This window comes from Ferrovibrio xuzhouensis (assembly GCF_042648965.1).
Classification (GTDB): Bacteria; Pseudomonadota; Alphaproteobacteria; order Ferrovibrionales; family Ferrovibrionaceae; genus Ferrovibrio; species Ferrovibrio xuzhouensis.
In genome coordinates, this window is record NZ_JBHRYJ010000004.1 from 153,213 (window position 1) to 164,521 (window position 11,309).

Below are 11,309 nucleotides of genomic sequence, written 5' to 3' on the forward strand. Positions count from 1 at the left end.
CCTGCCGCGGTCTGCTATAAAGGGGCTGGTTATCACACCCCGATGGCGGACCCGATGAGCCAGCAACACGATCACCACCACGATCATCATCATGACCATGGGCATGATGATGAGCATGACCACAGCCACGACGCCGCCGGCGGCACCGTGCTGTCGGATGTCGAGCTGCGCGTGCGTGCGCTGGAAAGCATCCTGGTCGAGAAGGGCTATGTCGATCCGGCCGCCCTCGATGCGCTGATCGAGACCTACGAGACCAGGGTCGGCCCCCATAACGGCGCCCATGTGGTGGCGAAGGCCTGGAGCGATCCGGCCTATCACGACTGGCTGATGCAGGATGCCACGGCGGCGATCCACTCGCTCGGCTATACCGGCCGCCAGGGCGAGCATATGGTCGCGGTCGAGAATACGCCGGCCGTGCACAACATGGTCGTCTGCACGCTGTGTTCCTGCTATCCGTGGCCGGTGCTCGGCCTGCCGCCGGTCTGGTACAAGGCGGCGCCCTACCGCTCGCGCGCGGTGATGGACCCGCGCGGCGTGCTGAAGGATTTCGGCGTCACCTTGCCGGCGAACCGGCAGATCAAGGTGTGGGATTCCACCGCGGAAGTCCGTTACCTGGTACTGCCCGAACGCCCCGCCGGCACCGAGGGCTGGAGCGAGGAACAGCTCGCCAAGCTGGTCACCCGCGACAGCATGATCGGTACCGGGCTGGCCCGCACGCCGCCCGAGCTGGAGGCCGCGCAATGAATGGCCCAGGAAAAGGATATGCGTCATGAATGGCGCAGCCGACATGGGCGGCATGATGGGCTTTGGCCCGGTGCAGCCCGAGCCCGAACATGTGCGCTTCCATGCCGCATGGGAAAAGCGCGTGCTGGCCATGACGCTCGCCATGGGTACGACCGGGCAGTGGAATATCGACCAGTCGCGTGCCGCGCGCGAAAGCCTGCCGCCGCCGCAGTATCTCGCCAAGACCTATTACGAGATCTGGCTGGCCGGCATGGAGAAGCTGATGGCCGAGCGTGGCCTGGTCTCCGGCGACGAGATCGCGGCCGGCCATGCGCTGCAGCCGGCGAAGCCGCTGGCCCGTGTCCTGACGCTGGACAAGGTGCCGGAGGTGCTGGCCAGGGGCGGGCCGAGCGACCGGCCGTCCGATGCAAAGGCGCGCTTCAAGGTCGGCGACCGCGTGCGGGCGAAGAACATCCATCCCGCCGGCCATACCCGGCTGCCGCGCTATGTGCGCGGCCATACCGGCGTGATCGAGCTGGTGCATGGCGCCCATGTCTTCCCGGACGTCTCCGCGCAGGGGCAGGGCGATGCGCCGCAATGGCTGTATACCGTCCGCTTCGACGGCCGCGAGCTGTGGGGTGAGCAGGGCGATCCGACCCTGTCGGTCTCGGTGGACGCCTGGGAAAGCTATCTGGAGCCCGTGACATGACAGCCGGCGCGAGTATCCCGGTCGACCTGCTGCCGGACCTGCCCTGCGACGAGACCGCCGCGCCGGTCTTCCGCGCCCCCTGGGAGGCGCAGGCCTTTGCCATGGCGGTCGCGCTGCACCAGCAGGGCCTGTTCACCTGGCCGGAATGGGCGGCGGCGCTGACCGCTGAAATCCGTCGCGCCCAGGCCGAAGGCGACCCCGATACCGGCGAGACCTATTACCGCCATTGGCTGGCCGCGCTCGAGCGTCTCGTCATCGAGAAGGGCGCCGCCAGCAGCCATGGCCTGCAGGACCGTGCCGCCGCGTGGGACCGGGCCGCGCGTGCCACCCCGCACGGCCAGCCGATCATGCTGCCCTAAGCGGAATCCGGCCCGGCATGAAAACGGGGGCCGGCAGCCCCCGTTCGCACTTCGAATATCCGGAAGGATCAGCCCAGCGCGGCCTGCACGGCCCGCCTGGCGATCACGCCGACCAGATGGGCGCGGTATTCGGCGCTGGCATGGATGTCATTGTTCATCTCGCCGGCAGCGGTCTTGATGCCCTTGAGCGCATCCGGCGCGAAGGATTTCGCCAGCGCGGCTTCCATGGCCGCATGGCGGAACACGCAGGGGCCGGCACCGTTGATGGCGACGCGGATGCCGCCGGCGGTCTCGGCCACGAAGGCGCCAACCATCACGTAGCGCGAGGCCGGGTTGGGGAACTTCACATAGCCGGCCCGCTTCGGGATCGGGAACTCGACCTTGACGATGATCTCGCCGTCTTCCAGCGCAGTCTCGAACATGCTGGTGAAATAGTCATCGGCGGCGATCTTGCGCTTGCTGGTATGCACGGTGGCGCCGAGGCCGAGCACGGCCGCGGGATAATCCGCCGCCGGGTCGTTGTTGGCCAGCGAACCGCCCAGCGTGCCCATGTTGCGCACCTGCGGGTCGCCGATCCCGCCGGCCAGATGTGCCAGCGCCGGGATCGCCTTCTTCACCTCGGCCGAGGCGGCCACCACGGCATGGCGGGTGGCAGCGCCGATGGTGACGCTGCCGCCCGACACCGTGATGCCTTTCAGCTCGGGGATGCCGGTGACATCGATCAGGTCCGACGGCGAGGCCAGCCGCTGCTTGAGCGTCGGCAGCAGGGTCTGGCCACCGGCGACGAATTTGCCGTCCTCGGCGCCGCCGAGCAGCTTGGCCGCATCGGCGAGAGAGGACGGACGGTGATAGTTGAAAGCATACATGGGGCAGGTCTCCGGGACTGGTCTATTCGGCGGCATCCGCCAGATGGCGGCTCTGGATCACGTTCCATACCTTCAGCGGCGTTGCCGGCATGGTGATGTCTTCGGTACCGAGCGCATCGGTAATGGCATTCATCAGCGCGGCAGGCGCGGCAATCGCACCGGCCTCGCCGCAGCCCTTCACGCCCAGCGGATTATGCGGGCAGGGCGTCTCGATCATGCCGACCTTGTAGGATGGCAGATTGTCGGCGCGCGGCATGCAGTAATCGAGGAAAGAGGCGGTCAGCAGCTGGCCGCTCTCCTTGTCGTAGACGACGCCCTCCATCAGCGCCTGGCCGACGCCCTGGGCGATGCCGCCATGCACCTGGCCCTCGACGATCATCGGGTTGACCACCTTGCCGAAATCGTCCACGGCGACCCAGTTGACCAGGGTGGTGACGCCGGTATCGGCATCGATCTCGACTTCGGCGATATGGGTGCCGGCCGGGAAAGTGAAGTTGGCCGGATCGTAGAAGGCGCTGGCCTCGAGGCCGGGTTCGAGATCGGCCGGATAGTTATGTGGCACATAGGCGGTGAAGGCGACCTGGGCCATCGGCACCTGCTTGTCGGTGCCTTTGACCGAGAAGTTGCCGCCTTCGAAGACGACGTCGTCGACGGCTGCTTCCATCAGATGGGCGGCGATCTTCTTGCCCTTCTCGATGATCTTGTCGGTCGCCCGCACGATGGCGGAGCCGCCGACGGCCAGCGAGCGCGAGCCGTAGGTGCCCATGCCCATGGGCACGAGGGCGGTGTCGCCGTGCACGACCTCGATGCTGTCGAGCGGCACGCCGAGCTTGTCGGAGACCACCTGGGCGAAGGTGGTCTCATGGCCCTGGCCATGGCTGTGCGAGCCGGTGTAGACGAACACCGTGCCGGTGGCGTTGAAGCGGATCTGTGCCGATTCCCACAGGCCGACGCCGGCGCCGAGCGAGCCGACCACCGCCGACGGCGCGATGCCGCAGGCTTCGATATAGGCGCAGAAGCCGATACCGCGCAGCTTGCCCTTCTTCGCGGCGTCCGCCTTGCGCTTCGGGAAGCCGGCGTAATCGGCCATCTTGCAGGCCTCGTCGATTGCCTTGGCGTACTGGCCGGAGTCATACACGCAGGCGACCGGGGTCTGGTACGGGAAGGCATCCGGCGGCACGAAGTTCTTCTTGCGCAGTTCGACCGGGTCCATCTTCAGCTCGCGCGCCGCCGCCTCGACGATGCGCTCGACCACATAGGTGGCTTCCGGCCGGCCGGCGCCGCGATAGGCATCCACCGGCGTGGTGTTGGTGAACACCGCCTTGACCTCGGCATAGACCGCCGGCGTGGTGTACTGGCCGGCCAGCAGCAGGGCGTAGAGATAGGTCGGCACCGCCGACGCGAAGGTCGACAGATAGGCGCCCATGTTGGCCTTGGTGTCGACGCGCAGGCCGAGGAACTTGCCGTCCTTGGTCATTGCCAGCTCGGCATGGGTGACATGGTCGCGGCCATGGGCGTCGGTCAGGAAGGCCTCGGTGCGGTCCGAGGTCCATTTAACCGGCTTTCTCAGCTTGCGGGCGGCCCAGAAACAGACCGTCTCTTCCGCATAGTTGAAAATCTTCGAGCCGAAGCCGCCGCCGACATCGGGGGCGATGACGCGGACCTTGTTTTCCGGCAGGCCGAAGACGAAGGCGCAGAGCAGCAGCCGCAGCACGTGCGGGTTCTGCGACGTCGTGTAGACGGTCGTCGAATCCAGGCCGGCGTCGTATTCGGCGATGGCGCTGCGCGGCTCCATCGGATTGGGCGACAGCCGGTTGTTCAGCAGCTCGATCTTGGTGACATGGTCGGCCTTGGCGAAGGCCGCCTCGGTGGCTGCCTTGTCACCGAATTCCCAGTCGTAGCAGAGGTTGCCTGGAACATCGGCATGCACCTGCGGCGCGCCGGGCTTGAGCGCGGTGACTACGTCGACCACCGGCTTCAGCACATCGTAATCGACGTCGATGGCTTCGGCCGCGTCGCGGGCATGGGCATAGGTGTCGGCGATCACCACGGCAACCTGGTCGCCGACATGGCGGACATGGTCGATGGCGATAATGTCGTGGCGCGGCGCCTTGTGCGGTTCGCCCTTCTTGTCCTTGACGGTCCAGCCGCAGATCAGGCCGCCGACCTTGTCGACGGCGACATCCTTGCCGGTATAGACGGCGACGATGCCGGGCATCTTTGCCGCGGTGGCAGTATCGATTGACTTGATTTTCGCGAAGGCGTGCGGCGATCGCAGGAAGGCGGCATGAAGCTGACCGGGGCGGTTGATGTCGTCGGTGTAATGGCCCTGGCCGGTGATGAAGCGGAAATCTTCCTTACGGCGGACAGCCTGTCCGATGCCCTGGTTGGTCATGACGTCACCCCCGCATTGCCTGCGCCCCGGCCATCACGGCCTTGACGATGTTGTGGTAGCCGGTGCAGCGGCAGATGTTGCCTTCCAGCTCGTGGCGAACGGTATCCTCGTCCGGGTTCGGATGGCGCTGCACGAGGTCGATGGCACTCATGATCATGCCCGGCGTGCAGAAGCCGCACTGCAGGGCATGATGCTCGCGGAAGGCTTCCTGCATCGGATGCAGCTTGCCGTCAGAGGCGGCGAGGCCTTCGATGGTGGTGACCGTGGCGCCCTGGGCCTGGGCGGCCAGCATGGTGCAGGACTTGACGCTGCGGCCGTCGACATGGACGACGCAGGCGCCGCACTGGCTGGTGTCGCAGCCCACATGGGTGCCGGTCATGCCGAGAATGTCTCGCAGAAGCTGGACCAGAAGCGTGCGCGGTTCGATATCGCGCGTAACAGACTGGCCGTTGACGGTCATCGTCACGGAGTTGGACATGCATTCCTCCCTAAAAGCGCTAAGCAGAAACTAGGCGCACGCTTCACCCGGACAAGACTCTGGGCAAATCGCGTAACGCGCGTCAAGTTGCAAATCGGCGGCATTTCGATGCGCGGCATTATTGCCGCAGGACAATTACCGTCACGATGCCGACGATCACGATCAGGCCGATGATCCAGGCCCATGACGGTATCCCGCCGGTTACCGGAGCAGGCAGCGGTGCCGGTTGCGGTGCAGCAGTCGTTGCCGCCGCGCCGATCGCCATCTCCGGTGCGATCTCCGGGGCCTGAGCATCTTGCGCTGCAGCACCGCCCCCTTCCGCGGCAGCCGGGCCGCCGACAATGGCATTGAACTTCGAGAAGAAGTCATCCGCCATCTTGGCGGCGACACCGTCGATCAGCCGGGCGCCGATCTGCGCCAGCTTGCCGCCGACCTGGGCCTTCACGGCATAGGTCAGCTTCGTGCCGGTGCCGCCATTGATCGGGGCGTCGGCAAGGCGCACCTCGGCGCTGCCCTTGCCGAAACCGGCGGCGACGCCGCCCTGGGCCTCGCCGCTGATGGTGCAGCTGTTCGGCGGGTCGAGGTCGCCGAGCGAGACCTTGCCCTTGAAGCGGGCCTTCACCGGGCCGACCTTGACCTGCACGGTGGCCTCGAAGTCGGTATCGGAGGTCTTGGTGACGGTTTCCGCCCCGGTGATGCACTGGCGCAGGATTTCGGGGTCGTTGATGGCATCCCACACCTTGCTGCGGGGGGCGGGGATGAGCTGTTCGCCGGTCAATTCCATGATAAAATCTCCGAAAAGTACGGATAATCGATTCACGCCCTGTTAAGATTAGCGACCTAGGCTCGGCAGAGCCAGTTTCAGGTCCCGTTTTCCGCGCCGGCCAGCGCGCAGTGAGTGAGGATGGCGATGGTTCCCGCAACGCGATCCGGTATCGATGTCAGCTTCTGGTTCCTCGAACGCGCCGCGTCCGAGCGCATTGCCATGTCGCTGCCCAAGCTGCGTTGGCTGCTGTACCTGGCGCAGGCCCATTATGCCATCCTGCGCGAGGGCGCCAAGCTGATGCCGGCAACATTTCTGGTCGGTGACGACGGCCCGCTCGAGCCGACGCTGGACCTGGTGTTCCAGGCCGGCATCGAGAATCCCTGGACCCCGACCATGAGCGATACCGCCGAATCTTTCCTGGAGGGCTTCTGGAAGCGCTTCGGTGCCCTGCCGGCAATCGCACTGCACAAGCTGGTGGTGGGGGACCCGGCCTGGAAGAAGGCGCAGGAGAACGGCCCCGGCAGCGAGGTGCATGTTGAACTGCATCGCGGCGGCAAGCCGGTCGCCCGTGCATCCGCGCCGACCCTGCCGGCGCGCCAGCAGGCCAAAACCGACCTGCCGTCTTTCGAGGAGGAAGTGCGCGCCAAGATCGCCGAGCATGCCGGAGAGGGGAGCCATCCGCTGACCCGTGCCATGCGCGGCCAGCCGGCGAAGACGCCGGGCAAGGCAACCGGGCGGACCGCCTCGGTTCAGGAAGCCGTCGGCCATCTGCGCGCGGCTCCGCCGGAGAGCCAGGAGGTACGCTTCACCGCCGATGGGCGGTCGGTGACGCGCTGGCGTCCGAAGCGTCGCGTCGAAGGGCCGACGATGTGATCTGCCGGCCGCGGCGAAGACTGTTCCTGACGCTGACGTTCTGCCGGTAACCCCCGGGCAGCCTTTTAGAATCGTTTTGCAGGGTGTTTCACAAGGTGCTACGCTCTAAGCCCCAGTGCGGCAATATGAAGGATTACGAGAGTGGATCAAGGGGGCTTCGGCGACGCGGAAATCGTCAAAATTTCCGGCAAGGTTAAGTGGTTCAACGCAGTCAAAGGTTTTGGTTTCGTCAGTCCCGACGACAATTCCGGTGACGTTTTCCTGCATCTTTCCTGCCTGCGGCAGGCCGGCTACGAGAGCGTTGAAGAGGGGACCACGGTGTTCCTCGAGGTCGCCAAGCGGCCCAAGGGCATGCAGGCCGTTCGTGTACTTTCGGTCGATACCAGCACGGCGGCGCCATCTGCTGCGCGCGGCCCGGGTGGCGGTGGCATGGGCGGTCCGCGCCCGCCGCGTGCACCGCGCTTCGGTGGTGACCGGGGCGGTTTCGGCGACCGGGGTGGCTTTGGCGACCGGGGCGGCTTTGGCGATCGGGGGGATCGCGGCGGCTTCGGTGGTGGTGGCGGTTTCGGCGGCGGCGACCGTGGCCCGCGCTTCCCGTCCGTGGTGGCCCAGGGCGATTTCTTCGAAGCCAAGGTCAAGTGGTTCAATGCCGTAAAGGGCTATGGCTTCGTGTCGCGTGGCGATGGCGACCAGGACATCTTCGTCCATATGGAAGTGCTGCGCCGCGAGGGTATCCAGGAACTGCAGCCCGGTCAGACCGTGCGCATCCGCATCGGTCAGGGCCCGAAGGGGCCGCAGGTCGCCGAGATTCGCCTCGACTGACGCGCGCCTCTCTCGACTGAATGAAATCTGACGCCGGCATGGCAACATGCCGGCGTTTTTCATGTCGGGCCTGTCTTGCTGGAGCCCGTCATGCCTGGGGCTTCACACCGGATGGTTCGGCAGTCGGCGCCGCCGGCTTCTGGGCTGGCTGTTCCGGCAGTGGCGGCAGGGGAATGTCGCTGCGGTTTTCGTCTTCAGGATAGCCGTTCAGGATCAGCAGCATGTCGATGTCGTGGCCGTTGCTGGCCAGCGGATAGTAGATGCGCTCGGTATCGATGAAGTCGCGACCGGGATGCGGCATCGGAAACCGGTCGTAGATCGCATCGCGATGTTCGACCGTTGCTATCATGTTGGCGCGGATGCGATCGACGAATTGCGGCAGGACGGCTTCCTCAACGTGCCGGCCGGTGATCTCGCGGCCGGCAACGGTGGTCTGCAGGGTGCCGACCAGGCGGAAGCGGAAATCGAGGCCGTCAGGCCGGCGGATGACGTCGACCAGGTTGATGAAGGGCAGCAGCGCCTTGAAGACCGTCGGGTCGACAGCCTGCCGGCCGGGCAGGCCGCCGGGCGGCGCCACGCGGGAGAGATAGTCCCGCATCCAGCGGAAACGTGGATGCAGCACAGGGTAATCTGGCAGCCGCATCGCCGGGTCCTCCCGGAGCCAGTGTTCTCCACTTCAGATGGGGTGAACTCTACACCGGGCAAGGCAGGATTGTCGGCTTATTTCAGTTCGGTGGCGTAGCTGTCGACCGGCAGGGCCTTGGGGATCAGGCCCTGGCGGGCCAGATAGGCCGCGAAACGGGCGTAGCGGTGGCGGTCCAGCGCCCGTGGCGAGGGGGCGAAACGCGGCAGGGTATCCCGCCAGGCCCGGCGGTTGAGGTCGTCGTTCAGGCTCTTGTCGCCCTTGATGAAGGCGGCCCAGCTCTCATCCGGGTGGTTGTGCAGCATGGCGACGGCCTCTTCCAGCGCATCCAGCAGGCGCGACAGGCGCGGGTCCTGCAGGTGATCCTTGTTGGCCACCAGGATCAGTTCGTCATAGAGCGGCACGCCGTATTCCTCGGGATAGAAGGCGCGGCCGGGCTTGCCGGCAAGGTCCATCTGGTTCAGCTCGAAATTGCGGAAGGCGCCGATCACCGCGTCGACCTGGCCGGTATACAGCGAGGGCGACAGCGTGAAGTTGACATTGACCATGGTGACGTCGGTGAGCTTGAGGCCGTATTCGCCGAGCATGGTCTTCAGCAGCGCATCCTCGAAACCGCCGATCGAATAGCCGATCTTGCGGCCCTTCAGGTCGGCAACGGTTTTGACCGGCCCGTCGCGCAGCACCACCAGCGCATTCAGCGGCGTGGCGACCAGCGTGCCGATGCGGCGCAGCGGCAGGCCTTCGGCGACCTGCATGTGCAGCTGCGGCTGGTACGAGATCGCGACATCGGCCTTGCCGGCGGCGACCAGCTTGGGCGGATCGTTCGGATCGGCCGGTGCCACCAGATCAACCTGCAGGTCGTGGCGGTCGAAGATGCCGGCATTCTTGGCGACGACCAGCGGCGCATGGTCGGGGTTGACGAACCAGTCGAGCACCACGGTCAGCTTGTCATGCGCCGAGGCGGTGGCGGGCAGCAGCAGGATGGCGGCGAGGAAGGCGGTCAGCAGGCGTGTCATCGGGTGGTCTCCGGTCGGTCGGAAAGCGGTTCGGCATGAGTATCGGCCTGCCACGGCAGCAGGCGGCGGGACAGAAGATCGACCAGCGCATAGAGCGCCACGGCACAGGCGGCCAGCACGATCAGTGCGGCGAACATCAGGTCGGTCTGCACGCGGGCATTGGCCTGCAGCATCAGGAAGCCGAGGCCGGCGCTGGCGCCGACCCATTCGCCGATCACGGCGCCGATGGGCGCGACGGCGGCGGCGACCTTCAGGCCGCTGGCAAAGGCGGGCAGTGCGGCCATCAGGCGGATGCGCAGCAGGATGCGCAGGCGATGGCGTGGCGCATCGCCGGTCATCACCCGCGCCAGGTCGAGCCAGCCGGTCTCGGTGCGGCGCAGGCCATCATAGAGCGTCATGGCGACCGGGAAGAAGATGATCAGCAGTGCCATGACGATCTTCGACGCCATGCCGTAGCCGAACCACAGCACCAGCAGCGGCGCCAGCGCGAAGACCGGCACCGCCTGGCTGGCGACGATCAGCGGCAGCAGCCAGCGCCGCGCAGCTATCGACAGCAACAGGCCAAGCGCGGCCGCAGCGCCGAGCAGGGCGCCGAACAGCAGGCCGAGCAGCATTTCGGTGACCGTGACCGCCGCATGGGCGGCCAGCAGCCCGGCACGGTCGACCAGGATCGGCAACACGCGGTGCGGCGGCGGCAGGATATAGGGCGGCAGGGCGAACAGATACACCGCCGCTTCCCACAGCAGCAGCAGGCCGGCCAGCGTCAGCAGCGGGCGCAGCAGGCGGAGGCTCATGGCGCTGCCTCGCGCAGCAGGTCGTGCACGCGGCGCAGCACCGGCAGGATGTCGTCCGCAAGCGTGTCACGCGGTCCGCGGGCCGGAAAGGCGGCGACCTCGCTCAGCACCGCCGGCCGGCCCGACAGTACGAAGATGCGGTCGGCAATGCGGCAGGCCTCGGCCGGGTCGTGGGTCACCAGCATCACGCAGCGGTCGGCCAGCAGCTCGCAGGCGAGATCCTGCATCTCCTCGCGGGTGATGGCATCCAGCGCCGAGAAGGGTTCGTCCATCAGCACCAGCGGACGGTTCTCGATCAGGGTGCGGGCCAGTGCCACGCGCTGGCGCATGCCACCCGATAATGCCGCCGGGCGTGCCGTCGTCCAGGCGCCGAGGCCGAGGCGCGCCAGCAGGGCGTCGGCGGCGGCCGCATCGGCGGCCTCGCCGCGTAGCCGGGCACCGAGCAGCACATTCTCGCGCAGGCTCAGCCAGGGCAGCAGCAGGTCCTGCTGCGCCATCCAGGCGATCCGGCCGGGCAGGTCGGTCGCCGCGCCGCCGGGCAACAGGCCGGCCAGCCGCTTCAGCAGGGTGCTCTTGCCGCTGCCGCTGGGGCCGAGGATGGCGACGATCTCGCGCGGCCGCAGGTCCAGCCGCAGCGGCGCCAGCAGCGGCGCGTCGTTATAGGAAAATCCACTGTCGCGCAGCGTGAAGCCCGGCGAGGCGGCGGTGGGTGAGGGGACGGGAAAAGGCAAGCCGCTGAATCCCTACGCCGGCATGACCCGGACAGGTTCGAGGGGTCGTCCGGCCAACCCGGACCTCTCAGCCGCCCATCGGCTCCCCCTCAGGGCAGCCTCATTATAGAAGCCGCGGGATACTTGTTAAGGGC

At 66.8% G+C, this 11,309-nt stretch carries 13 protein-coding genes and 1 riboswitch; of the genes, 5 read left to right on the forward strand and 8 right to left on the reverse strand.

Going from position 1 to position 11,309, the window contains the following annotated elements:
* Window positions 1–54 precede the first annotated feature (54 nt).
* Genes nthA through ACFOOQ_RS17290 form a run of 3 tightly spaced genes read left to right on the forward strand, consistent with a single transcriptional unit; the run spans window position 55 to window position 1,791 of the window.
* Window positions 55–744 (forward strand): nitrile hydratase subunit alpha, encoded by a 690-nt coding sequence (gene nthA, locus ACFOOQ_RS17280; protein ID WP_379728851.1) that lies wholly within the window; start codon window positions 55–57, stop codon window positions 742–744.
* 25 nt (window positions 745–769) lie between these two features.
* Window positions 770–1,432, forward strand: coding sequence for a nitrile hydratase subunit beta (gene nthB, locus ACFOOQ_RS17285; RefSeq protein ID WP_379728852.1), 663 nt, complete (start codon window positions 770–772; stop codon window positions 1,430–1,432).
* A complete protein-coding gene (locus ACFOOQ_RS17290; RefSeq protein ID WP_379728853.1) occupies window positions 1,429–1,791 on the forward strand; it encodes a nitrile hydratase accessory protein in 363 nt (120 codons plus the stop codon). Before nthB ends, ACFOOQ_RS17290 begins: the two co-directional genes overlap by 4 nt.
* 68 nt (window positions 1,792–1,859) lie before the next feature.
* On the opposite strand, the gene ACFOOQ_RS17295 is transcribed toward ACFOOQ_RS17290, so the two are convergent.
* The 4 genes from ACFOOQ_RS17295 to ACFOOQ_RS17310 form a co-directional block, all read right to left on the reverse strand.
* Entirely contained in the window at window positions 1,860–2,657 is a 798-nt protein-coding gene (locus ACFOOQ_RS17295; protein ID WP_379728854.1) for an FAD binding domain-containing protein, read from the reverse strand.
* A 22-nt stretch (window positions 2,658–2,679) separates the two neighbouring features.
* Complete coding sequence (locus ACFOOQ_RS17300) at window positions 2,680–5,052, reverse strand: xanthine dehydrogenase family protein molybdopterin-binding subunit (protein ID WP_379728855.1); 2,373 nt, start codon at window positions 5,050–5,052, stop codon at window positions 2,680–2,682.
* A 4-nt stretch (window positions 5,053–5,056) separates the two neighbouring features.
* On the reverse strand, window positions 5,057–5,530 hold the full coding sequence (locus ACFOOQ_RS17305; RefSeq protein ID WP_379728856.1) for a (2Fe-2S)-binding protein: 474 nt from the start codon (window positions 5,528–5,530) through the stop codon (window positions 5,057–5,059).
* A 118-nt stretch (window positions 5,531–5,648) separates the two neighbouring features.
* Window positions 5,649–6,314, reverse strand: coding sequence for an SRPBCC family protein (locus tag ACFOOQ_RS17310; protein WP_379728857.1), 666 nt, complete (start codon window positions 6,312–6,314; stop codon window positions 5,649–5,651).
* A gap of 120 nt (window positions 6,315–6,434) precedes the next feature.
* Between ACFOOQ_RS17310 and ACFOOQ_RS17315 the strand changes: the two genes are divergently transcribed.
* Window positions 6,435–7,169, forward strand: a complete 735-nt coding sequence (locus ACFOOQ_RS17315; protein ID WP_379728858.1) for a hypothetical protein — start codon at window positions 6,435–6,437, stop codon at window positions 7,167–7,169.
* A gap of 141 nt (window positions 7,170–7,310) precedes the next feature.
* The gene (locus ACFOOQ_RS17320; RefSeq protein WP_379728859.1) at window positions 7,311–7,991 is read left to right on the forward strand and encodes a cold-shock protein; all 681 of its coding nucleotides are present in this window, start codon (window positions 7,311–7,313) and stop codon (window positions 7,989–7,991) included.
* An 88-nt stretch (window positions 7,992–8,079) separates the two neighbouring features.
* Here the strand turns inward: ACFOOQ_RS17320 and ACFOOQ_RS17325 are convergent, their stop codons facing one another.
* The 4 genes from ACFOOQ_RS17325 to ACFOOQ_RS17340 form a co-directional block, all read right to left on the reverse strand.
* Window positions 8,080–8,613 (reverse strand): PAS domain-containing protein, encoded by a 534-nt coding sequence (locus ACFOOQ_RS17325; protein ID WP_379728860.1) that lies wholly within the window; start codon window positions 8,611–8,613, stop codon window positions 8,080–8,082.
* Window positions 8,614–8,711: 98 nt separating this feature from the next.
* Entirely contained in the window at window positions 8,712–9,650 is a 939-nt protein-coding gene (locus ACFOOQ_RS17330; protein WP_379728861.1) for an ABC transporter substrate-binding protein, read from the reverse strand.
* Window positions 9,647–10,444, reverse strand: coding sequence for an ABC transporter permease (locus ACFOOQ_RS17335; RefSeq protein ID WP_379728862.1), 798 nt, complete (start codon window positions 10,442–10,444; stop codon window positions 9,647–9,649). Before ACFOOQ_RS17335 ends, ACFOOQ_RS17330 begins: the two co-directional genes overlap by 4 nt.
* Window positions 10,441–11,175 (reverse strand): ABC transporter ATP-binding protein, encoded by a 735-nt coding sequence (locus ACFOOQ_RS17340; protein WP_379728863.1) that lies wholly within the window; start codon window positions 11,173–11,175, stop codon window positions 10,441–10,443. The genes ACFOOQ_RS17335 and ACFOOQ_RS17340 overlap by 4 nt, the downstream gene beginning before the upstream one ends.
* Window positions 11,167–11,274, reverse strand: a riboswitch (TPP riboswitch). It overlaps the preceding gene by 9 nt.
* Window positions 11,275–11,309: the final 35 nt, after the last annotated feature.